The organism is Rhizobium sp. CFBP 13726 (assembly GCF_014841925.1).
GTDB lineage: Bacteria > Pseudomonadota > Alphaproteobacteria > Rhizobiales > Rhizobiaceae > Neorhizobium > Neorhizobium soli.
Genome location: NZ_JACYUU010000006.1, coordinates 77,881 through 99,671, shown reverse-complemented (window position 1 = coordinate 99,671; position 21,791 = coordinate 77,881). Strand labels below are relative to the sequence as shown.

20 protein-coding genes are annotated in these 21,791 nt (G+C 60.3%); 8 read left to right on the top strand and 12 right to left on the bottom strand.

What is annotated here, in order from left to right:
• Positions 1–96 precede the first annotated feature (96 nt).
• The 4 genes from IFT66_RS21295 to IFT66_RS21280 all read right to left on the bottom strand — a co-directional run bounded on the left by IFT66_RS21295 (position 97) and on the right by IFT66_RS21280 (position 4,601).
• Complete coding sequence (locus tag IFT66_RS21295; protein ID WP_192078859.1) at positions 97–1,800, bottom strand: ABC transporter permease; 1,704 nt, start codon at positions 1,798–1,800, stop codon at positions 97–99.
• Between the two features lie 4 nt (positions 1,801–1,804).
• Complete coding sequence (locus tag IFT66_RS21290) at positions 1,805–2,782, bottom strand: ABC transporter substrate-binding protein (protein WP_192078858.1); 978 nt, start codon at positions 2,780–2,782, stop codon at positions 1,805–1,807.
• Positions 2,783–2,872: 90 nt separating this feature from the next.
• Positions 2,873–3,997 carry an ATP-binding cassette domain-containing protein gene (locus tag IFT66_RS21285; protein WP_192078857.1) on the bottom strand — a complete coding sequence of 375 codons (1,125 nt, stop codon included), beginning with the start codon at positions 3,995–3,997 and terminating at the stop codon, positions 2,873–2,875.
• A 223-nt stretch (positions 3,998–4,220) separates the two neighbouring features.
• Positions 4,221–4,601 (bottom strand): hypothetical protein, encoded by a 381-nt coding sequence (locus IFT66_RS21280; RefSeq protein WP_174197535.1) that lies wholly within the window; start codon positions 4,599–4,601, stop codon positions 4,221–4,223.
• Between the two features lie 729 nt (positions 4,602–5,330).
• Here IFT66_RS21280 and IFT66_RS21275 point away from each other — a divergent pair.
• Positions 5,331–7,406 (top strand): methyl-accepting chemotaxis protein, encoded by a 2,076-nt coding sequence (locus tag IFT66_RS21275; RefSeq protein WP_192078856.1) that lies wholly within the window; start codon positions 5,331–5,333, stop codon positions 7,404–7,406.
• 162 nt (positions 7,407–7,568) lie between these two features.
• On the opposite strand, the gene IFT66_RS21270 is transcribed toward IFT66_RS21275, so the two are convergent.
• From IFT66_RS21270 to IFT66_RS21260, 3 genes are all read right to left on the bottom strand, one after another.
• The gene (locus IFT66_RS21270; RefSeq protein ID WP_156466544.1) at positions 7,569–8,108 is read right to left on the bottom strand and encodes a hypothetical protein; all 540 of its coding nucleotides are present in this window, start codon (positions 8,106–8,108) and stop codon (positions 7,569–7,571) included.
• A gap of 76 nt (positions 8,109–8,184) precedes the next feature.
• Positions 8,185–8,919, bottom strand: coding sequence for a CPBP family glutamic-type intramembrane protease (locus IFT66_RS23860; protein WP_199864908.1), 735 nt, complete (start codon positions 8,917–8,919; stop codon positions 8,185–8,187).
• A 51-nt stretch (positions 8,920–8,970) separates the two neighbouring features.
• On the bottom strand, positions 8,971–9,369 hold the full coding sequence (locus IFT66_RS21260) for a DNA breaking-rejoining protein (RefSeq protein WP_192078855.1): 399 nt from the start codon (positions 9,367–9,369) through the stop codon (positions 8,971–8,973).
• Between the two features lie 270 nt (positions 9,370–9,639).
• Between IFT66_RS21260 and IFT66_RS21255 the strand changes: the two genes are divergently transcribed.
• The 3 genes from IFT66_RS21255 (at position 9,640) to IFT66_RS21245 (ending at position 11,505) form a co-directional block, all read left to right on the top strand.
• Complete coding sequence (locus IFT66_RS21255; protein WP_192078854.1) at positions 9,640–10,329, top strand: permease; 690 nt, start codon at positions 9,640–9,642, stop codon at positions 10,327–10,329.
• A gap of 397 nt (positions 10,330–10,726) precedes the next feature.
• On the top strand, positions 10,727–11,176 hold the full coding sequence (locus tag IFT66_RS21250; protein WP_192078853.1) for a phage regulatory CII family protein: 450 nt from the start codon (positions 10,727–10,729) through the stop codon (positions 11,174–11,176).
• Between the two features lie 83 nt (positions 11,177–11,259).
• Positions 11,260–11,505: a hypothetical protein gene (locus IFT66_RS21245; protein WP_192078852.1), complete on the top strand. Its 246-nt coding sequence runs from the start codon at positions 11,260–11,262 to the stop codon at positions 11,503–11,505.
• 77 nt (positions 11,506–11,582) lie between these two features.
• Here IFT66_RS21245 and IFT66_RS21240 read toward each other — a convergent pair whose 3' ends face one another.
• Complete coding sequence (locus IFT66_RS21240; protein ID WP_062576962.1) at positions 11,583–12,434, bottom strand: dihydrodipicolinate synthase family protein; 852 nt, start codon at positions 12,432–12,434, stop codon at positions 11,583–11,585.
• Positions 12,435–12,537: 103 nt separating this feature from the next.
• Positions 12,538–12,981, bottom strand: a complete 444-nt coding sequence (locus IFT66_RS21235) for a PTS sugar transporter subunit IIA (RefSeq protein WP_062576960.1) — start codon at positions 12,979–12,981, stop codon at positions 12,538–12,540.
• 901 nt (positions 12,982–13,882) lie between these two features.
• Between IFT66_RS21235 and fdhA the strand changes: the two genes are divergently transcribed.
• Entirely contained in the window at positions 13,883–15,073 is a 1,191-nt protein-coding gene (gene fdhA, locus IFT66_RS21230) for a formaldehyde dehydrogenase, glutathione-independent (protein WP_192078851.1), read from the top strand.
• Positions 15,074–15,162: 89 nt separating this feature from the next.
• Here fdhA and IFT66_RS21225 read toward each other — a convergent pair whose 3' ends face one another.
• Complete coding sequence (locus IFT66_RS21225) at positions 15,163–16,530, bottom strand: DUF6880 family protein (protein WP_192078943.1); 1,368 nt, start codon at positions 16,528–16,530, stop codon at positions 15,163–15,165.
• 156 nt (positions 16,531–16,686) lie between these two features.
• Between IFT66_RS21225 and IFT66_RS21220 the strand changes: the two genes are divergently transcribed.
• From IFT66_RS21220 to IFT66_RS21210, 3 genes are all read left to right on the top strand, one after another.
• Positions 16,687–17,355 (top strand): pseudouridine synthase, encoded by a 669-nt coding sequence (locus tag IFT66_RS21220; protein ID WP_192078942.1) that lies wholly within the window; start codon positions 16,687–16,689, stop codon positions 17,353–17,355.
• Between the two features lie 9 nt (positions 17,356–17,364).
• Positions 17,365–17,988 carry a class I SAM-dependent methyltransferase gene (locus IFT66_RS21215; RefSeq protein ID WP_192078850.1) on the top strand — a complete coding sequence of 208 codons (624 nt, stop codon included), beginning with the start codon at positions 17,365–17,367 and terminating at the stop codon, positions 17,986–17,988.
• Between the two features lie 79 nt (positions 17,989–18,067).
• The gene (locus tag IFT66_RS21210; RefSeq protein WP_192078849.1) at positions 18,068–18,991 is read left to right on the top strand and encodes an alpha/beta hydrolase; all 924 of its coding nucleotides are present in this window, start codon (positions 18,068–18,070) and stop codon (positions 18,989–18,991) included.
• Here the strand turns inward: IFT66_RS21210 and msrA are convergent.
• Both msrA and IFT66_RS21200 read right to left on the bottom strand, forming a co-directional pair.
• Positions 18,981–19,682 carry a peptide-methionine (S)-S-oxide reductase MsrA gene (gene msrA, locus IFT66_RS21205; RefSeq protein ID WP_192078848.1) on the bottom strand — a complete coding sequence of 234 codons (702 nt, stop codon included), beginning with the start codon at positions 19,680–19,682 and terminating at the stop codon, positions 18,981–18,983. The two genes, IFT66_RS21210 and msrA, sit on opposite strands and share 11 nt — an antisense overlap.
• A gap of 92 nt (positions 19,683–19,774) precedes the next feature.
• Complete coding sequence (locus tag IFT66_RS21200; RefSeq protein ID WP_192078847.1) at positions 19,775–21,781, bottom strand: CocE/NonD family hydrolase; 2,007 nt, start codon at positions 21,779–21,781, stop codon at positions 19,775–19,777.
• Between the last annotated feature and the right edge of the window lie 10 nt (positions 21,782–21,791).

The following is a 21,791-nucleotide window of genomic DNA, read 5'->3' as shown; positions in this document are numbered from 1 at the left end:
GTTCCGTCATCTCTTTCCCTAGCTTTTTGAAGGTAGGGCACGCCTTTACCCCGCATTTTCGAAGCTAGGAACTAAGCTTAAACCCCCGTACTTCAATCACTCCAACCAGGGCAGGGTGCCCTTCGGCATGCTTGAGCCAATCAATGTCGCTCCCCCGGCAAGGCTCAACACGAGGAGGGTTGAGAGAACTGCGACTGCCGCTGCGCCAGTCGAGTTTCCTTCATACTGCAGGGCAAAAATCATCACACCTATGGTTTCCTTTCCCGACGACCAGAGCAGTGTCGAAAGCGTCAGCTCGTTGAGCGCCGTCATCACGACCAGAATCGCCCCGGCAGCCGCGGCCGGTAGCACGCCGGGCAAGAAGATGGAGAGGATGCGGCGATTAAGACCGGCGCCGGTAATGCGAGCCGCCTCGTCCAGTGCGGGGTCGGCTGATTGCGCGGCGGCGGCCACGGGCCGGAGCACCAGCGGCAGGAAGCGCGAGAGATAGGCGATGACGAGGATCGCCATGGTCCCGTAGAGCGACAGCCCGATCAGCGGCAGCGGCTTGAGGAACGCGAGGATCATGCCGAGCGCGACAACAGTGCCGGGAACGACCCAGGGCCCCTCGATGACGAAATCAAGCAGCCGGAGCACAGGATTTGTACGGCGTTGAGAAAGAAAGGCCAGCGGCACGGCCACCAGCATCGAAATTGCGGCCGTAATCACAGCGAGCAGCAGCGAATTGGCGAAAGCCCTTCGCACGGTCGGATTGTCGAGCACGGCTCGGAACTGGTCGAGGCTTATCGTGTCGGGTCCGAAGGCCACCCCGATTGCCGGCAAAAGCGCAGTCATGGTCAGCGCCGCGAGCGGCACGAGCGACAGGATGAGCACCACGATCCACAGCAGGAACTCGATTACAGGCGCGCGGCGGGTAGGCACGAAGGGTGTCCCGGCCGGAAGCGGCACGGCGATGCGGGTCGTGACGATGTTGCGCAGGACGATGGCAAGCGCCGCCATGGCAGCGAGCATCAGCGCCAGTGTCGCCACTTGGCCGGCGGCGGCCGGGCCGAAGCCGTTCAGCCGTTGGTAGATCAACGTTGTCAGGACCGAGATGCGGCCCGGAATGCCAAGAAGTGCCGGCACGCCGAAATTGCCAATCGCCGCGGTGAACGCGATCAAGCTTCCAGCCAGCACCGAAGGCATGACGATGGGTAAGACGATTCTGAGGCCGATCCTGCCTGGCGAAATACCGAGGATGCGCGCGGCCTCGACAAGGTCGGCCGGCAGTGCCCGCAGCGCCGCCCGCACAGCAATGAAAACCAGCGGCATGTGTTCGATGCCCATCACAAGCGCGATCCCGCCAGTTGAATAAAGCGGGTTGGTGGAGCCCGGCGGTGGCGCAAGGCCGAGCGGTTTCAGGATCGGCGACTGCGCGCCAAAGAGTTCAATCCAGGCAAGCGCCATGGTTTGCGACGGCACGATCAGCGGGATCAGGATGAGAAAGGTCATTGCGGCGCGGGTGCGGAGTTTCAAAAGGCTGACGGCAAAGGCGAGCGCCACGCCGATGACAGTCGAGACGGCAACGGACAGAAGCGCGGTCTGCAGCGTTCCCGAGAGCGCCCTGAGTGCCGAGCGACTGGTGAGCGTGGTCAGCATCAGCCCGAGCGGCGTGCCGTCCTCGCCGGGTTGGAAGGCGGCTGAAAAGAGCCGCGCGAGCGGCCATAGCGTCGTGAAGGACACGTATAAAACGAGAAGGGAGACGAGCAGATGCTCGCCTCCCAAACGATGCGGCCGGCCCATAACGGGTCTGCGGATCATAGGGTCAACCGCCAAACAGTTCCGCGAACTTTTCCTTGGTTTCCTTGTCGGCTTTGAGCATGGCATCGCTATCGGCGGGCAGGATCTTCAGTGTGGTAAGCGCCGGGTACCCTTCCGGTTGCGCGACACCGGGCAGGATCGGGAAATAGCCTTGGGCGGCGGCCTGTACCTGGGCTGCCTTGGAGAGCTGCCAGGCGACGAAGGTTTTGGCTGCCTTGACCTGATCGGACCCCTTGAGCACGGCGACTGGCTGGGTGATCGAGCTTACACCTTCTGCGGGAAAGACGAAGTCGACGGGTGAACCCTTCTTCTTGGCGTTGAGGGCCATGTATTCGATGATGATGCCGTAGGCCTTTTCGCCGCGCGCAACGGCTTCGACAACCGTGCCATTGCCCTGGCCGGCAACGGCGCCGGCCTCGGCCAGCTTTTCGTAATACGCCCAGCCGAATTCAGGCTGCTGCGTTACCGTGCCGACATGGATGACGGCCGCACCGGAATAGAGCGGGCTTGGCATGATAAGGCTCTTGGCCGCATCGGCGGCAAGCAGGTCGTTCCAGCTCTTCGGGGCGGTCTTCACGAGGTTCGTGTTGTAGATGATCCCTGTGGTGATCACCTTGGTGCCGAAAAAGGTCTTGTCGGCATCGATGAAGGCCGGGTTTATGCCCGCAACCGGAGCGTCGGTAAAGGCCAGAAGGCGGTCGTCGTTCTTCAACTGCGTCATCGCGACGGTATCAGCGATCAGGATGACGTCGGCCGGGCTGTTGCCAGCGGCATATTCAGCCTGCAGCTTGGCCATGACCTCGGTCGTGCCGGAACGGAAGAGTTCAACCTTGATCTCTGGATGGTCGGCGTTGAACGCCTCGATGACCTTGGTCATCTGATCCTGCGGCTGCGAGGTGTAAACGGTGATCGTGTCTGCGGCCGCGGCCTGGAAGGCGAGGCCGGCAAGAATGGTTGTGGCGACGAGCGTGCGGAAGAACATGAGAACCTCGTTGATAGGGCAGATTGTTTTGAACGCGGCCCCGCCCGGGCGATGGGGAGACGGCCACCGGTTCGGCAGGTGCTGTTTCGCCTAGCTCACAGAGATGACGGCAGAACGACAGGTTGACGATCGACCAGTGACACGGCCGGCCCAGGTTTGGCCTGTTCCGCCGTCGCCGATCACCCAGCCGCCCGTAAGGACGAGTTCGATCGATGTGCCGGGCGCTAACCGCTCCTCGAGCGGCAGGCTGACGACGTCGCCGTCAATCTCAGTCGGCAGACAGTGGCTGAGGAAGACGCCGTTCTGAAAGACCTGACCCAGGAGCTCGACCTTCAGGTGGCCGCCCTCAGGCACGCGCTTGAAATCGGAGGCATGACAGCACAGCCAGCCATAGCCTGTCGGGGCCTCGCCCGGCATGTCGAGGAGCTGCTGGCCGAGCATGACCTTCGTTCGACCCGCTCCGGACTCAACCACTTGGACCGGCAGCGTCCGTCCCCGACCGATGAAACGGGCAACCATGCTCGAAGACGGCTGGCGGTAAAGCTCTTCCGGCGTACCGAGCTGCTGTAGCCGGCCCCGGTCCAAGACGGCGACATGCGTCGCAACCGCCATCGCCTCGTCCTGATCATGGGTGACGAATACGAATGTGGCGCCGGTCAGACTATGGATACGGCGGAATTCCGCGAGCATGGCCTCACGCAAGTGAGAATCGAGATTGGCAAGCGGTTCATCGAGCAGGATGAGTTGCGGTCTGGTTGCGAGCGAGCGAGCAAGCGCTACCCTTTGCCGCTGTCCACCCGACAGTTCGTGCGGTCGGCGGCCATCCAGCCCCCGAAGCCCGACGACGTCCAGAACCTCATCGATGCATTGGTTTCGCTCCTGAACCGTGAGCCCGGCGACTTTCAAGCCGAACTCGATATTTTTTCGTACGGTCATCGTCGGCCAGAGCGCATACGACTGAAAGACCATGCCAACGCGACGCTTTTCCGGTGGGACAAAGACGGCATCACCGGCGACTAACTGATCGTCGAAACGGATCTCTCCTTGATCGGGATGCTCAAGCCCGGCGATCAGGCGCAGAAGAGTGGTCTTGCCGCAGCCTGAAGGTCCAAGCAAGGCGAGAAACGCTCCGTCGGGTATCGCGAGCGAGACGCTATCCAGCGCTGTGAACTGGTCGAAGTGCTTCGATATCGCGTTGAGGCATAGATACGGCACGTAATCGCCCTCCGATCGTCAAGATCAGATTCCACGAATATGTGACGTGTGGATGACGGTCAGGTGCGAGGCATAGCCAGTTCCGACTGGGTAGGGCAGTAGAACGAGGTCGATATTCTCGCTATCGAATTCGTACTGAAGGCCATCAAGCCCTTGGAAATTGCTGTGACGGACGTGCCCGATGGACGCTGAGTGCGTCGGATTGAGCGGTGCCTATCTGCACTCAATGGATGCCTTTAGACGGTTCGGGTAATGTCGCGTCCTCTCGAATGGCCGGAATAATCGAAACCGTGCTTTCGAGCCGGTTTCTCAGTTCCTGTGAAACAAGTGGAGCCGGACTGTTTTCGTCATCTGTCTCCTGAGTTTCTTCATCGACCCCCAGCGAGGACAGGCGATAGTCGATAGCAAGCGCGTAGATCGCTTCCAGCAGACCCCTCTCCTTGATGTCCGGGTCGGACAACGCAAACAGGGAGGCTTTGACAATGCGTTTGCTCGATGTCTTCGGGCATTCGTCTACGACATGAGCATAGAGTTCTTTGCCGGTTAGACCGTCGGCTGCGCCACTGACGAGCGCCTCGTAGACCTTGTTCAGTTTCTTGCCCATGAGGACGATTCCTTTTTCGGATGAAAGTTCGGTTCCGATGACGACGGTGTGCGAATGTCGTTCAGGGCAAATTGATCCTGACGACTGCCCGGCCTGGTGTCAAACTGGATCGGACAGACCTCGTGTCAGGATCGCACACGGGGCAGCCATCATGGCTCTCAAGTCCATCAGGGGACGCCCGCCCAGGATTACGCAGACGACTGCTTGGGCAAGGCCATCTTATTCCTCAAGCCGCGTCACAAAACTGAAATAGACCAGGGATAGCTGGAGACAGCATTGTCGCTTCGGCGCGTGTTGCGCTGATCGAGAGTGTTACCTGGAGACCCGGTCGTTGAGAACCCATCTCGAAGTTGTGCATGCTTTATCGGATCTATTGCGACGATTGCGGCTGAGGCCGCCGTCGCAGATTCGGTTTCGCACGATCGCAAACACGCCGACGACAGTGAAGTTTTCCAGGCACGAGCTACTCAACGCTCTCTATGCCCTTGAATACGAGGGTGTTATCGCACTCCACAATGATCACAGCTTCAGTGTGCTGAAGCCCTCTTCCGCAATCTAGCCGAGGGGGCAAGTGAGCTGCGCCGCACCGGCACGCACGCGGCTGTGTCACAGTAAATTCACACTCCGTAGACATTTGCTTAAGAGCCGAAGGGCATTGATGCCGCTGTTTTCTTGCCTTTGAGGTCTAAGCCTTTGCTCTTCGCCCATCTTCGAATCTCGCAGCGCGTCATGCTCCTGGCGGCGATGGCGCTCGTCGGTATCATCACGATCTGCGCCATCTTTATCGGTCAGCGCCACGTCGAGCACGGATATCTTGCCGCTGCAGATGCGCTTGCCGAGAGCAAAGCCGACGTTGCAAGCCTGTCGGCCAGCGTGAGCGCCAGCTACATGTTCCAGCAGGCATTCCTGCTCGAAAAAGAGATGGCCAGCACGGAAAAGTTCAAGGCAGCCGTTTCTCAAGGTCGTAGCGTGCTGGCGAGCCTTCGTCGTTCCGCCACTCCTGATCTCGCAGCCCAACTCGACCAACTGAGCATTGGCCTGACCGCCTACGAAGCAGCGTTTGATACGCTTGTGAAGAACAATCAGGACCTTGGTCTCGATCAGGACAATGGCTTGCAGGGCGCCATGCGCTCGGCGGTTCATTCGATCGAGGGACGTCTGGACTCCGTCGACGATACCGCTATTCGCGCCAGCATGTTGATGCTGCGGCGTCATGAGAAAGACTTCATACTGCGTGGCGATGCCTCATATCTGCAAAAACACACAGAGGAGGCTGAGACGTTCGCGACGCTTGTGAAAAACGCCTTCCGCCCGGGTGCGCAGCGCAGCCGGGTGCTCGATGGCCTGGAAATTTACCGATCGGCATTTCGCTTTTACGCCGAAGCCAGCATTGGGGAAGCAGAGACCCGCAAGGATGTTGCAGCTGCCTACCTTGCGTTAGAGCCGCAGGTGCAGGCTGTCAGCGCAGCTTACGAAACGGAGCGCGAGACTATCCTCGTGGAAAATGAAAGAGTCGCGTCTCGCAACCTTACCGTCGTCGCCGGCCTGGTTCTGCTGGCGATCGTCGGGCTTGGTGGCGGCGTCTGGATTATCGGCCGGTCCATTACGCGGCCAGTCGCGGCGATGACCGGTGCCATGGGTAAGCTCGCAGAGGGACAGACGGATCTTGCGATCCCGTCGTTTGGATCTCGCAGCGAATTCGGTGCCATGGCCGGCGCGCTGCACACGTTTCGGGAGGCGGCGATCGCCAACCGTCGTTTGGAAGAAGAAGCAGCGACCGTACGGGCCAACGCGGAAGGTGAACGCGTCCGCCTGCAACGGGAAGCAGAGACCGAGGCAAGGGCACGATTGAGCCATGCAACCGGAGGTCTCGCCGAAGGGCTGCGGCGTTTGGCAAGCGGCGATCTCGCTTTCGAACTGACCGAGCCATTTGCGCCGGACTTCGAAAATCTGCGCCGCGATCTCAATGCAACAGTCGCCCAGTTGGCCGATGTCATGAGCTCGATCGCCCATGCAAGCATTTCCATCGAGGGGGGAAGCCGCGAGATCGCCTCGAGCGCTGACGATCTGTCCCGCCGTACCGAGCAGCAGGCCGCATCGCTCGAAGAGACCGCGGCAGCGCTCGAACAGATCACTGCCAATGTCGGCAACGCGTCGCGCCGATCGCAAGACGCCCATCGTATTGCCAGCGAAACCAATGCCGCGAGTGAAAGCACAGCAGTGCTCGTTTCAAATGCGTTGAAAGCCATGGCACGCATCGAGATCTCGTCGACCAAAATCGGCGGAATCATCAGTGTGATCGACGAGATCGCTTTCCAAACCAATCTTCTGGCTCTCAACGCCGGGGTCGAGGCGGCAAGGGCGGGGGAGGCAGGACGAGGATTTGCGGTGGTTGCCCAGGAGGTCCGCGCTCTGGCAGGACGGTCGGCGGAAGCCGCACGAGAAATCAAGCAACTGATCCAGACGTCTGACCGAGAAGTTCTAGACGGCGTTCGCTGCGTCCGTGAGACCGGCGAAGGACTGACCGAAATCACCGGCCGCGTGAAAGCGATCACCACGCAAGTCGAAGCGATTGCCCTTTCGGCTCGCGAACAATCCGTCGGCCTCAACGAGATCAACACGGCCGTCAACATGCTCGATCACGGAACACAGCAAAATGCCGCGATGGTCGAGGAAAACAATGCGGCAAGCGCACTGCTCATGAACGAGGCGCAACGCCTACGCGGTCTCGTCGGCATGTTCCAGCTCGCGCAGGGACCATCAACATGCGACACTCACGCGAGTGGAGTGGACCACGCTGCTTAATTTCAGCGAGATTTCTGGAGCCGGCGCCTCGATCACCGGAGAGCAGCATCTTCACATTGAGATGACTACGTGTCGGTGACGGGCGACGATCAGCGACCGCTCTCGTGGGAGACCCGCACCTCGCGACCGCGAGGAAGGTTGCGCGTCGTTGCGAAACCGTAATTAGTCCCGAACAACGCGCCTGAATGCACCGGACGAATCGAAGCGGCACTCGAACGTGGTGACCCGCGATCCCTCGGGTGGGAACTGGCCGTAGACAGTAAACCCGCCCCCCGTACGCTCCACCGGGAGAGTAAGGATTTCCTGAGGCCTGCGGCCGAACGTGGCTGATGCCTCTCCCTGGCAGAATTTGCCCATGCTTCCGATGGAGACCCTTTGCCGCGACTTCGTTTCGATATCGCGTTCCGGCGGCGGTGAATACGTGTTGCCGCGGAACGGGAAGTCCGGCTTGTCGCCACGGGAGTTCGGACATTCGTAGCTCATGGAGTACCAGGTCACCGGTCCTGGAACGCTGTCGCCGAGGAGCCCTCCTGCGTGGCTCTCACTGAAGAGAACGTGGTATTCGCCACCGCAGACGCGTTGGGCCTCCTGGATGCATGCTCCGCTGTTGCCCTTGCACTTTGTCTGATGAACGTCGTTTGCGGACGCGGGGAGGGCCGACAGCAGGACCATGCCCATGAGAGATTTCGCTACGAGACGCATTCCAAGTCCTTTCGTTCGAACGTTGCGGCACGAAGGCCATGAGGTGGATTTCTCAACGACCACTGGCCTTCGAGATTCACTCCACTGCTTTGATCGGCACGTGGCCGAACTCCAACATGAAGACAAATCCAGTCCAGTCGTTGATGATATGGGCGCCCGCGGAGACCCAGAGATTTCTCGTGACGATATAGGCGAGCGTGAGTATCAGGCGGGCAAAACCGATGCCGATGAGAGACTGTGCAAAGTGCCAGTCATAGGTCGGCAGATGCGCCGCGCCGAAGAGCAGAGACGAAACGACAACGGCGATCAGGATCCCCAACCTTCGTGACAGGTGCAAACGCTGTACGCACAGCCACAAAACAGCGAGGAAAGGCAGTATTCCGAAAAGCTCTTCCCCTACCAACTGGATGCCGGTCACCAGAAGCGTGGCACTCACCTGGGTTGCCGACATCGCGGCGATCGCATCCGCGACGGGATTGGAGTAAAGTTCGAAAAACTGTTGCAGGACCAAGCCCATCGCCATGGATCCGAGCAGCGTAGCAACCCCGAACAGCACCATCAGCCCCACGGACCGAAATCCGACAGGACGGAACAGGCACTTCCAGTGCCCGGCTACCTTGCTAAGCGCCAACACGGGGACTGCGACGAACAGCAGTGCCGGAATGAGATTGTAGGGGAAGGTGCGAAGGGGAACGAGGGAGAGCACAAGCAAAGCGGCCGCCAACGATACCATGACAAGGAGCCAGCCCGGTCCATCAATTTCGACGGGCTTGCCGTTGTAGAACGGGAAATCGCGATCGGTTGAAATCACCCTTCGAACCTCGACATTTCCGGACGACCGTGTCGCACGCGGTTCGGATGACTACTCGACGTAGAGCGTGAGATCGTAACTCGCGGTCTCATTGCGCCTTGCGGCATTGCGCATCAGATAGACGTCGATGAGGTACTTGCCGCTCGACGGGATCGTGATGCTGGTGCCGTTTCCATCGATCGAGCTGTTGTACATCGCCGCATCGGCGCCCGGAGCGGTCACATTGAAGTAGAGGCTTGTATTGCGGGAATCGAGCTGGACGCTCATCTTCTGGCCGGCCGTAACCGACAGCGCGTACTGAACCGTCTGGTAGCCTTTGACCGACGATTTGATGGTCGAGCTTGAGGATCCCGTAGCAAAACGAACCGTCTCGCGCCGCATCTCGTCGGCGACAGAGGGCACGGCTGCTATCATGGCGACCCCGAATATCAGGCTTTTCATCATCTTCATCGACTGGCTCCTCCCGTTCGATCTACGAGCAAAGTCCCAGGCACGGCTTAGCGCCTTGGCGAAGTTGTTCGGGTTCATGTGACGACCTCACGGTGTCTATTTCAAAAACCTACATTAGCTGAATCGGCATGGGAAGCCTGTTCGGCCAAGTCCTTCACCGTGGCAGGTGCCCGCCTGCGCGCAAAGACAGGGCACTGCACAGTGACGTCTGGTGCCGACGCTGGTAAGAGGGTGCAACCACACGCAGGCATCAACGGAAAGGACTGGCACGTGGACTTCATGAAACTGCTGAAGTCGCTCGAAGAGCTCCTCTACGAGCTGGTGTCGTGGCTGGTCTTTTATCCCGTTACCATGTGGCGTGCGGTCGTCAGGCCACTCAGCATGATGCGCTACGCAGACATCGAACTCGCCGACGAGCCGGAAGAACAGTATCAGGACACGCTTAGTCCGCCCCTGTTCCTGCTCATTACGCTGCTTCTCTCACAGGCGCTGTCTGGGGCACTGCCATCGGTCTACGATCCGACGGAAGCTGTCCGCGAGCTCGGTTCGGGCTCCAATCTTCTGATCGCAAGAGGGGTGATCTTCGGTATCTTTCCGCTCTGCATGGCGGTGACGCTGCTGCGATCGAAGAGGGTCAGGATCACCCGAAATTCTCTCCGCCCGCCCTTCTTCAGCCAGTGCTATGTCGCAGCACCCTTCGCCTTCTTTCTCGTGCTGGGCCTCGATTTCTTCAGCATCCCGCAGGAGCAAGGAAATCTCGCCGGCGTCGTCGCAGTGGCGGTTGCCACCATCTGGTACGCGCAGGCGCAGGTCCGCTGGTTCAGGCACGACCTTGGCGTCAGCGCGCTGAAAGCCATCGCTATTTTCGTCGGCGCATTCCTGTTTGCCACCATCGCGGCGTTTACCGTTGCAGCGGTGATCACTCTCGACGCTAAGAGCATTGCTCCCGGCCCTGGTTGATTGACTGGCCGAGAAGAGCGACCGGTGCCATGTCGTCATTTTCGTCCGTGACGGATGATCAGCCACATGGGGATGAAAACTCCGATGACGGCCCAGAGAACTACGGAGGCACCGAAGTGAAGTCTTCCTGTTTCGGCAAGTGATATGCCGAGGACAATGGCCGCTACGGTTGTCACAAAGACTGTGACGGACATGATGATCCAGAAAAGCATTGTCATTCCATGATGATGTGATCGGCATGGTACTTCACAAGACCATCCCAGCCGACGGGGGTCACGCCGGCCTTGGCGCAGATAGAATCTCAAACCGGCTCCCGCGATCAAAACGCGTGCGCCGTTTTGATGGCCTTGCAGCATCAGGGTCTCTGTGTGACGATCCAACACTCAGGAGGGACCTCATGAACCGCGGCGAAGATTTTGCCCACATCGTCTACACGCTTCTCGTGGTGGAGAAGCAGATGTCGGTTGAGGAAGCGGCGGCCGCCTTGGGGATGAGCTACGCCTCGCTTCACTCGCGACTGATTGCTCGCAGCCCTTTTTCCGCCGACGAGATCCAGGCTCTGATCAGAGTGTTACCGGACCCGAGACTGGCGTCTTATCTTCTGGACGGAAGCGTCTTTGTGGCAGCGGAGCGTATAATGCCTCCGGTCGAGGGACGCCTTGCCAACGAAGCGGTACAAAGGGGAGCGACTAAGGTCGTGGTCGAAGCGGCCGATATCCTTGAGCTTGTGGACGCTGTGTTGGCAGGCGGCGGGCTGGACCACCGTCACAAGAGGCTTCTACTGAAGGATATCGTTGAGGCCGAACGAGCGCTTGCAACACTTCGGTTGCAGATTTCGGAGGACTGATGGGATGCTGTTGCGTTTGAGAAATCTGCTTTGCGGAACTCAAGCTCGATCGCCGCGTCGTCCAGTACTGCTATAAGCTCGTAGTGCCTGTCAGACTCTTCAATCGCAAAATGACGGGCGGCTGCTTCGTTGACGAAGATGCCACCGACCAGCCCGAGGCGGTCGTTTACGATCCAACCACCCCGACGACTTCTGCCAATCAGGAATCTTGGTCCAGCGAAAGCTGTGTTGCCCGGGAGGGGAATCTTCTCATTCGCGGACTGTTTTTCGATCATCATTTGTTTCTCCTTCTGCTCAAGACGCATTCAAAAGCGGCAAAAGAAAAATAAGTCTGAGGGCATGTCGAAATCGATGTGGCTTCGCGACAAAGAAATATAGACGGCGTAGTTTTCAGGCTGGGGCGTGGTCAACGGTCGCTCCTCAAGAACTCCGCGCATACGGTGCGAAGGACGATTTCTTCGTCCCGCTCGAGCGGCATCAACGGCAACCGAACGTCGGTGGGAAAGGGGCGATCCAACGAGACGGCAACCTTCAGCCCCGCGACATCACACGTATCCAGTTGCGGTGTGGACCTTGCATCAACGGACCAGTTCGGTGACGTTACCGGTGCTGGGCGGATGTTGTTCAGCGCAGATATCACGCCCGATCCACCAAGTGCGAGGAAGGAAGACAGGGAGTGGTCGTCCCGGGACAAGTGCTTGAACCGGTTGCGCAACGAGGCCCTGATATTGGCGAAGTGGGCAAGACGTGCGGGGCCGTGGCAAATACCGACGACCTGAGCGAGGTCAGCAAGCTCGACAAGCATCTCTTCCCCGAAATCTCGCGCCGTCCTTGACGGATCGTCGTCGATCAGGATGGGAAGCCGGACCGCAGCGTCGATCTGTCGGAAATGATCGACTACGCCTTTCAGGGTTGGCTTCGTGTAATAGGGCACCGTCAGCAGCAAGGCCTTTGCCCCCAGTTCCTGCGCCCTCAGCGAACGTTCAATCGTCTTCGCCGTACAGTTCGATCCTGTCGCGGCGATGACAGTCAGTTGGCTATCCGCACAGCGGACGGCCGTTCTCAAAAGCAGGTCCTGTTCCCTCTGCTCAAGCGCGCAGCTCTCCCCGATGACATCGTGGACGACGATACCGTCGATTCCCGCCGCGACTTGGTGGCGGACTTCAGCCTCGAAGACTGCGATATCGACGCTGGTGGCTGAGAACGGCGTCAGCATCGCTGTGATAGAAAAAGGCCCTGGCCCCCGAAAGAACGTCATGGTGATTTCCCGTTGAGACGAGACCGACGTCGAACTGATCGCCGATCTTCCAGATGTCGATGGGTCGGACGAACTCGTCAGCTTTCCGTGTGCAAGGATGGCGTCACGCTGTCAGGATTGCATAAACCTGGTCACCGGTCCTGGCCGCCCGTAGCCCTCGAACAGCGTCGCCCTCTCTAAAGCGCCTGGCGACGCATGACAGGACATTGAGGGCTTCCGTCCGTGCGGAAGCGGGTGTCAGAAGCAGAATGACGATGTCGACGGGCTCGCCGTCCACGGCCTCGAAGTCGATCGGGTGCGCCAGAAGAACCACAAGGCAAAATACGGATTCCAGTCCAGCGACTGCAGCATGCGGAAGGGCCACACCGCCCCCGATACCCGTAGAGCCCAGGACCTCGCGGTCGGATAGTGCTTTGGCGATTATACGGTAAGGAACCGAGGTCGCTTCGCCAGCCTTCTCAGATATCTGCCGCAGGAGGTGTTGTTTTGACGATGAACTCAACCCAACGAAGACGTTCTCCGCCAGGAGAAAATCGTGGACCAACATTTTCTCTCCTCCGTTAAATTCCGAAGCCTGGTTCGTCTCTGAACGAGCTGCACCACCAGCTGCGGGGTTTGCCCTTGTTCGGAAGTCGTGCTGCGTCATCGTGCCCAACACGATGACGCAGCACGACGGGCTTGCCCTGTTGTTTCCGACATTTCAGTTGACGGATGCAATGTTGGTGATGACCTTCGCCACGAACATGACCGAGCCAAGTGCGCAAACAATTCCGAAGATAACGTTGGAGCCACAACATGCCATCCTTGCGTTCCGGCGGGGAAAGACGGCGTTGCGAACAAAGCGGGCGAACATCACGAAACGCACTGAAGCCGCTCCTGACACCACTGCATGTGGGCAAGACAAGCCTCGAAAAGGATCGTCGAAGCTCCGAATAATCTGTAGTCGAACATCATGTCGCACCTTTTTCGGGTCGATGCCCAGGCGCAGGTTGGCGTGGGTCTCCGTCTTTATGGATCGGATACGCATAGGGATTCGAGACGGGGAGCAGGACTAGAATATAGAAAATGCATAGTGATTTTTCACACTTCGCGCCAGGTCACTAGCCCGCCCAACACACCTCCATCTGCCTTGACGCGGTCACAGCGTTTCCACGTCGGAGCGGCGTTCCTGTATGACGTCTTGTCTGTTCCTCGGGCGCTCTGACCTATGCGCATTTCGGAAGTCTTCCTCGCCAAATCGCCACTCGTCGCCATTGCATCTCCGCATGTCGTTGTCGCGGCAGTCGAATGGGAATGATGGTGGTCTGCTGCTGGGGTTGAGGTACATTGTTTTGCTCGCCTGATCTTTTCGAGGAGGAAGAGATCGAGGAATGCGGCGGAAGTGCCGCTTTTGGCGAACTGCCGGCGAGCAGCATTGGCTTTCCGTCTAACCCAGAGGAGGAATGGGCATGAGCAGGAACAGAGGTGTAGTCTATTTGCGGCCGGGCAAGGTCGAGGTAAGGGATATCGACGACGCCAAGCTCGAGGCGCCGGATGGGCGCCGGATCGAGCATGGCGTTATCCTGAAAGTGATTTCGACCAATATCTGCGGGTCCGACCAGCATATGGTGCGCGGTCGCACGACGGCCTTGCCTGGTCTCGTGCTTGGCCACGAAATCACCGGCGAGGTCATCGAAAAGGGCGTCGATGTCGAGATGCTGGAGATCGGTGATATCGTTTCCGTGCCCTTCAACGTCGCCTGTGGCCGCTGCCGCTGCTGCAAGTCGCAGGATACGGGCGTCTGCCTCACCGTCAATCCGTCGCGCGCGGGCGGCGCCTATGGTTATGTCGATATGGGCGGCTGGATCGGCGGCCAGGCGCGTTATGTCACTGTTCCCTATGCGGATTTCAATCTGCTGAAATTCCCGGATCGCGACAGAGCGATGTCGAAGATCCGCGATCTGACGATGCTGTCGGATATCCTGCCGACTGGTTTTCACGGGGCGGTCAAGGCAGGCGTCGGGGTCGGGTCGACGGTCTATGTTGCGGGTGCTGGTCCGGTCGGTCTCGCAGCGGCTGCGTCGGCGCGCATTCTCGGTGCGGCGGTCGTCATGATCGGTGATTTCAACAAGGATCGTCTCGCGCATGCCGCCAAGGTCGGCTTCGAGCCGATCGATCTGTCGAAAAGCGACCGGCTCGGGGACATGATCGCCGAGGTGGTTGGGACAGACGAGGTCGATAGCGCCATCGATGCTGTCGGTTTCGAAGCCCGCGGACATTCGGGTGGCGAACAGCCGGCTATCGTCTTGAACCAGATGATGGAGATCACCCGCGCGGCGGGCTCGATCGGTATTCCCGGCCTCTATGTGACGGAAGATCCCGGTGCGGTGGATGACGCCGCCAAAAAGGGCAGTCTGTCGCTTCGGCTGGGTCTCGGCTGGGCGAAGGCCCAGTCCTTCCACACGGGCCAGACGCCGGTGCTGAAATACAATCGTCAGCTCATGCAAGCCATCCTTCACGACCGGCTGCCGATCGCCGACATCGTCAACGCCAAGATCATTTCGCTTGATGAAGCGGCGCAAGGCTATGAAAGCTTCGACCAGGGGGCTGCGGTCAAATACGTGCTGGATCCTCATGGAGACCTGACGAAAGCCGCGTGATCACGCCGGCCGAGTTGCAGCCCGCTACCCTTGTCCGGCGCCGTATTGGTGCCGGACAAGCAGTTCGCCGCCTCAACGCTGCCAAGTCCTCACGCCACATGCTTCCAGAAGCCGCTCTTGCTTCCGTGCAGGCGCTTTAGCGCTGCGACATAGGCCTCGTGGGATATGAGCGTGCCGGGATCGAGGATATGGGGCGCGAGGGCTTGCGCTGTGGCGAGGTGCCGGGCTGCGTGCTTGTAGCGGCTGGCTTTTCCATGATCGAGCGAGAAGTCGATCATGCTGCGCAGGATCAGGGTTGCGGCAAGAGGATGATGGGGTGAGAGCGCTTCGGCAGCTGATGTCATCAGGTCGTAGAGATCGCCATTCAGCTCTGCCGGTCTGTTGATCACCAGCTTCGCCGCCTGGCCCAGTGCCGGCCAGCGCAGGAAGAAGGCGAGCGCCTGGTGAACATCCGGAAATGTCCGGGCATGGGCAAACGCCCTTTCCTCGGAGTCCATATCGTCGAAATCCGGCAGGCGTTTCAAGAATGCGCGCAGGTGAATGTCGCTGAGCGACTGTTCGAACCATCGCCAGCGATCGACCTGCGCTTCGTCGGTGCGTCCCAGGGTTTCCAGCGTCTCGGCGCGGGCAAGCTGCCACTCCATCTCGCGTTCGGGCGAACCGGTTACGTCCGCGCCATCCAGCGCCTGCAGCGCGTCCTCGGCGCGCCCTGCGGAGAGGAGACGGCGGGCGATTTCGGCGGCGATTGCCGGTATCAGACGGGTTTTCTCCGGCTGCTCGGCAATGTAGGCATCCACATCACCCGTGGCATCGGCGATTGCCTGGAGCGCGATACGCACTGTCGTCTCATGATCTCGGACGCTCTCGTTGGGCTCGTTCAACCACTGCAAAAGCAGGGATTTCAGGCGGTCGAGGCCTTCGTTGCCGAGGGCCGGGGCCATGGCCGGAATGAACGGGTCGAATTGACCGTATCCATTGTTCTGAACCGCCGCCAGAACCCTGTCTGCCAATATATCGGGGTCGATGCCCGAGGCGCTGGCGATGGTGCCGGCATCGCTGCAGGCCTGATGGAAACTCGCAAGCAGCACGCCGCTCGCATCGTCCGTTCTTTCGAAAATCGGCTCACCGAGGGAAAGGAACTGCCAGATCAGCTCGAAGCCTTCGCCTGGATCGTCCGGCGCCACGGTCTCGACGATCGTCTTGCGCTGGGTTTCGAGGTCGGCCTTCGTCGATTTTACCCGTCTCCAGCTGATGACGGTTCGGGCGCGCGCGATGCTGCCGAGCCGTTTGCGAACTTCGCGCGCCACTTCTTCGCTGCTGTGGCTGCCGGCCAGTTCCATGCGAAGCTTGCGCTTGTTTGCGGCGCTGCCCATGCTGATCTCAATCAGCAACTCGGCAAGTCGTTGCGAGCCGAGCGCTTCCAGGTTCTTCGCGTTGAGGGTCGTCTTCGTGGCCATGGCGATGTCGATACGGTCTTGCGTGAGGTGTCGGGAGCGACAGTTCAGAACCGGACCGGGATTTGCAAGTGTTTCGGCCCGCATTTCGCCATCGGGTTGCTGCCGAGCGCTGTCGAGGACCTTTCACCCTAACGGAATCATTGGTAGATGGTCGCCATGAACGCGCTTTCCGATGCCGATCCGATCTATAACCCGCCGCAGGATCCCTATCTTTCGCTGCTGCACCGTGATGCGCATCTGCTTGTGTTCAACAAGCCGAGCGGCCTGCTGTCGGTGCCTGGGCGGCATCCGGCGCTCTCGGACAGTCTTTTGACGCGGGTGCAGAAAGAGTATCCGGAGGCGCTGATCGTGCACCGTCTGGACAAGGATACATCCGGTGTCGTGGTGATGTCGCTCAACCGCCACGCACATGCGCTTGTCGCAGCGCAGTTCGAAGGTCGCACCACGCGAAAATCCTATGTGGCCGAGGTCTGGGGAAGGCTCGAGCAGGCGGAAGGCTTGGTCGACCTGCCGTTGGCGATCGATCCTGACAACAAGCCGCGCCACCGCGTCGATCCTGACCATGGCAAGCCGGCCCAGACGCGTTGGCAGGTGATGGGATACGGCGAGAACAGGACGCGGCTGCGATTGTTTCCGCTGACGGGCCGCACCCATCAGCTGCGTGTTCATATGAAAGCGCTGGGCCACGTTATTCTCGGGGACGAGTTCTATGCGGATGGCGATGCGCTTCTGGCCGCGAACCGTTTGCTTCTCCATGCCGAAGAACTAAGCTTCCGTCATCCTGCCGGTTCGGACGTCACGTTCACCGCACCAACTCCCTTCTGAGATCGGACATTGGCACAAAACCTCGAGAAAACGCCGCTGATCGTCGATTTTGTCGGCGGCGCGGTCGGCCACCGTTTCCGCTCCGGCGAGGGCCGCAAACAAGACCTGCCGAAGGCCGTTGGGTTTTCGAGCGGCACGATCCCTGACGTCGTCGATGCGACGGCAGGCCTCGGCCGGGATGCGTTTCTGCTGGCATCGCTCGGCGCGCGGGTCACGCTGATCGAGCGATCCGAGACGATGCATGAGCTACTTCTGGAAGGGCTCGAACGGGCGCGGGCGGAAGGCGGGCGGCATGCGGAGACGGTCTCCCGGATGACGCTGGTGCACGGGGATTCCTGTGTTCTCCTTCCGCAGATGAAGCCGCAGGTGATCCTGATCGATCCCATGCATCCGCCACGCGACAAAACGGCTCTCGTCAAGAAAGAGATGCGGCTGATCCGGGATATCGTCGGGACCGATGCGGATTCCGTACAGCTCATGCAAGTCGCGCTGGAGGCGGCCCAAAACCGGGTCGTGCTGAAATGGCCGTTGCGCGCCGAGCCGATGGCGGGCGTGCGCAAACCGTCCCACCAGATATTGGGGAAGAGCACGCGGTACGATGTCTTCGTGAAGGCGAAGATCACCGGCGAGTAGTTGGGTGACGGTACTGCCATTGTTGCCCTGTGGCGGAGATTGCGCATAGTATCCCGCATTCTTTGGGAGTGCCTTGCCGATGTCAGAGAGTGACCAGAAGTCCGGCCCGTTTCCGGAAGAGCCCGGGATCCTCGAATTTCTCGATATCTGCGATCGCTTTTATCCCGCCGACGCCGTGGATGCGCCGATCGCGCAGCAGCGGGACTGGTATGATGCGCTCTGCGCCCGCTTCGACCAGCCGCTGCCGCAGGGCCTGACGTTTCAGGAAGAGATGCTCGTCGTGCCGATCCGGCGTTACCGACCCGCGACGATCAGCAGCGAAAAGGTTCTTCTTTACCTGCATGGCGGCGGGTTCGTCGTCGGGTCGCTGGATAGCCACCACGCTATCTGTGCGGAGATTGCCGATTTCGCGCAGGCGGAACTGGTCTCGGTCGATTACCGGCTTGCGCCCGAACATCTCTGGCCGGCCCAGACGGACGATTGTTTCGGTGTGATGAAGCAGCTTCTAGGCGAGGGGCGAAAGGTCGTGCTGATCGGCGACAGCGCAGGCGGCAATCTTGCGGCGGGCCTTGCGTTGCGCGCGCGGGACGAAGGACTGTCGGGGATTGCCGGCCAGGTGCTGATCTATCCAGCGCTCGGCGGCGATCTGGTGTCTGGGTCTTACCGCGAGATGGCCTATGCGCCGGGGCTCACCACGGCCGATGTCGCCTATTACCGGGCAGTCCTCAAGGCGCCAGAGATCGAACCCGTCGCGCATCCGCTTCTGGCCCGCGACCTATCCGGCCTGCCGCCGGCCTATATCACCGTTGCGCATTTCGATCCGTTGCGGGACGACGGCGACGTTTATGCGCGACGGTTACGGGAGGCGGGTGTTGAGGCGACGTTCCGCGACGAGCCGCAGATGGTGCATGCCTGGCTGCGTGCCCGCCACATGAGTGAGGGCGCGCGCAGCGGTTTCGAGGCGCTCTGCGAGGCCGTGCGGCAGATGGCGGCTAGCTCTTAGCCTTTGACACCAGAACCGGATCGGCGCGGAATGCGCTTGGGAAGATCGCCTTCAGATTATCGATCTTCGGCATGTCGTTATAGACGATATACGGGTAGCTGGGATTGAGCGTCAAAAAGTCCTGGTGATATTTTTCGGCCGGGTAAAAGGCGGAAAGCCTGGAGATCCTCGTGACGATGGCGGCGGGATACAATTTCGTCGCGTCGAGCTGGGCGATATAGGCCTCGGCCACCTTTTTCTGCTCGTCGCTGGTGGTGAAAATCGCGGAGCGGTACTGCGTCCCGTGGTCGGGACCCTGGTAGTTCAGCTGGGTCGGATTGTGGGCGACGGAAAAGAAGATCTGCAGCAGCTTTCCGTAGCTCACCTCCTTCGGGTCGAAGGTAATCTCCACGGCCTCCGCATGGCCCGACTTGCCGGAGCTTACCGTCTCATAGGTCGCGGTTTTCTTGTCACCGCCGGAATAGCCGGAGACGGCGTTGCTGACGCCCTTCACATGCTGGAAAACGCCCTGAACGCCCCAGAAGCAGCCGCCGGCGAAGATAGCTTTCTCGACGTCGCCCTTCGCGGCTTCATCGATCGCCGGCGCCGGAATGGCAACGGCGGCCTCCTGCGCACGCAGCGCCGATGCCGGGAACGCCATCACGACGGCGCAAAACATTGCCGCCGCCAGACGATTTGCGAAGACTGCCATGAGAACTCCTCCTGTTCGCATGGACTGTCTCAGGGATACCGGCCCGGCGTCAAATCACATCGGCGTAGGCCGCCAGCCACGGCGGGCGACGCCTACATGTGATCGCGGTGAATGGCCTTCTCGAAGGTCTTTTCAAAGATCTTCTTCTCTCCGTCATAGGCGAGGACCGAAGCGCTGATCAGCCAGTCGGTTGCCGTGCAGGCGAGTTTTGCCGTGGAGACGGTACGGACGGACCACCGGTCGCGCCTCATGTCGCAGGTCCAGACCGAAGTGCCCGTCATCGACAGCGGATCGGTCGGGTCGATCGACCAGGTCTCCTCGCGCAACTGCCGGGTGGAAAGGCCGGTGCCCGGATGTTCGAACAGGCCTGTGTCTTCAGCCACTTCGTAGCGCGTCTGGTTTTCAGCAAGGTCACGGGTGACGCTGCGGCGGGTAGTGGACGGCGCGTGCTCGATATATTTCGGCAGCGGATCCGGGTTCGCCGGCTGCTTCATCTCGAATGTCTCGTGATCGCCGAGAAGCGGCATGGCAAGGCCAAGCGAAGCGATATCGATCGTCAGGCCGGGATCGACCGGCGGCGGCAGGATCATCGGCCAGTAGGCGGTCGAGAGCGATAGCCGGATTCGGTGACCCTCGCCGAACCGGTAGCCGCAGGCATCGAGATCAAGACGGATCTCGACCGGCTGGCCGGGAGTAAGCGGCTGCGGATCCTCGTTGCCGTCGCGATGGGCGAGGTTGATCACGCCGAAGGAGACGCGGGTCGCGGTGCCGTCGGGATGGATATCGACGATCCCGGCGCAAAGATTGGCAAGCTCGGCGTCGGCGCTGAGCGTCAAGGTGATGCTCGGGCGTCCGAGAAAGGTTTTGGCCGTGGCAAGCGGCGCTGTCTGGAAGACCAACGATCCGGCATCGTCGCTGCGCTGGTCACCGGCGAGTTCCGCGTCGGGTTTGAGGGTAAACCATTCGCCGGCCGCCGTTCCGGTGTCGAGCGGCGACTTCAGATAGATCTCGTGCGCCTGTGCATGCGGGATGGGCATCCCCTCCAGCAGCGTGCCGAACTGGTCGACATAGAAGCACTCGCTCTCCGGCGCGCTCCAGCGCTGCTTGGAAACCCAGAAGCCCGGATCGACATCGCGCCGTACCGCCGGTTTCGGGCCGTCGAGGATATAGGCGCGAACCTGGGGCAGGGTTTCTATGCCGTTTTCCTCACCCCGCAGCCAGCGGTTCCAGAAGGCGATTGCCTCGCCATGAAAATCGGCGCGCGGTTTCGGCCAGGCGAAATGCGGATATTTGTGCACCCAGGGCCCGAGCAGGGCCTTCGCCTTGTCACCGAGCCCTTCGACGGCCAGCAGCGGCGTGTTGCGATACCCGTCCGCCCAGCCGGCAATGACGAGCGCCGGAATTTCGATAGCCGCATAATCTTCGCGGATGGAGCCGTGTTTCCAGAAGGAGTCCCGGCGCTGGTGGGAAAGCCATTCCTCCAGGAAGAAGGGTTCGTTTTCCAGTCGCTCCATCCACATCTCAAGCCAGCGATCGCCGACGATGTCGGGATCGGGCGATCGCGACTGGTAGGCGAGCATGGTGGCGGCCCAGGAGAGCTGGGCCGACAGGTGGCAGCCATTCTTGTAATGGATGTCGTCATTGTAGCGGTCGGTGGTTGAGGCGATCGAGATCACGGCCTTGAGCGCCGGTGGTCGAAGCGCGGCCACCTGCAGGCAATTGAAGCCGCCCCAGGAAATGCCCATCATGCCGACGCTGCCGTTCGACCAGGGCTGTTGTGCAATCCAGGCGATCAGCTCGCAGGCATTGGCAAGCTCCAGCTCGGTATATTCACCGTCGATGACGCCGTCGGATTCCCCGGAGCCGCGAATATCGACGCGAACGCCGGCGATGCCTGCTGCCGCAAACACCGGATAGGTGGATTCGTCGCGCGGGCTGGTTCCATCCCGTTTGCGATAGGGCAGAAACTCAAACACGGCCGGCACCGGATCGGCGTCTGCATTGTCAGGCATCCAGATGCGGGCGGCAAGACGGGTTCCGTCCTTTAGCCTGATCCACTGGTTCTCGATGACGGTGAAGGGGCGGTCAGTCATGGTCATGCGCTCTCAA

Bases quoted from the DNA above. Each gene is read 5' to 3' on its own strand.
- IFT66_RS21295 (WP_192078859.1), bottom strand. From the start codon at position 1,800: ATGATCCGCAGACCCGTTATGGGCCGGCCGCATCGTTTGGGAGGCGAG.
- IFT66_RS21290 (WP_192078858.1), bottom strand. From the start codon at position 2,782: ATGTTCTTCCGCACGCTCGTCGCCACAACCATTCTTGCCGGCCTCGCC.
- IFT66_RS21280 (WP_174197535.1), bottom strand. From the start codon at position 4,601: ATGGGCAAGAAACTGAACAAGGTCTACGAGGCGCTCGTCAGTGGCGCA.
- IFT66_RS21275 (WP_192078856.1), top strand. From the start codon at position 5,331: ATGCTCCTGGCGGCGATGGCGCTCGTCGGTATCATCACGATCTGCGCC.
- IFT66_RS21270 (WP_156466544.1), bottom strand. From the start codon at position 8,108: ATGCGTCTCGTAGCGAAATCTCTCATGGGCATGGTCCTGCTGTCGGCC.
- IFT66_RS21260 (WP_192078855.1), bottom strand. From the start codon at position 9,369: ATGAAGATGATGAAAAGCCTGATATTCGGGGTCGCCATGATAGCAGCC.
- IFT66_RS21250 (WP_192078853.1), top strand. From the start codon at position 10,727: ATGAACCGCGGCGAAGATTTTGCCCACATCGTCTACACGCTTCTCGTG.
- IFT66_RS21240 (WP_062576962.1), bottom strand. From the start codon at position 12,434: ATGACGTTCTTTCGGGGGCCAGGGCCTTTTTCTATCACAGCGATGCTG.
- IFT66_RS21235 (WP_062576960.1), bottom strand. From the start codon at position 12,981: ATGTTGGTCCACGATTTTCTCCTGGCGGAGAACGTCTTCGTTGGGTTG.
- fdhA (WP_192078851.1), top strand. From the start codon at position 13,883: ATGAGCAGGAACAGAGGTGTAGTCTATTTGCGGCCGGGCAAGGTCGAG.
- IFT66_RS21225 (WP_192078943.1), bottom strand. From the start codon at position 16,530: ATGGCCACGAAGACGACCCTCAACGCGAAGAACCTGGAAGCGCTCGGC.
- IFT66_RS21220 (WP_192078942.1), top strand. From the start codon at position 16,687: ATGAACGCGCTTTCCGATGCCGATCCGATCTATAACCCGCCGCAGGAT.
- IFT66_RS21210 (WP_192078849.1), top strand. From the start codon at position 18,068: ATGTCAGAGAGTGACCAGAAGTCCGGCCCGTTTCCGGAAGAGCCCGGG.
- msrA (WP_192078848.1), bottom strand. From the start codon at position 19,682: ATGGCAGTCTTCGCAAATCGTCTGGCGGCGGCAATGTTTTGCGCCGTC.
- IFT66_RS21200 (WP_192078847.1), bottom strand. From the start codon at position 21,781: ATGACCATGACTGACCGCCCCTTCACCGTCATCGAGAACCAGTGGATC.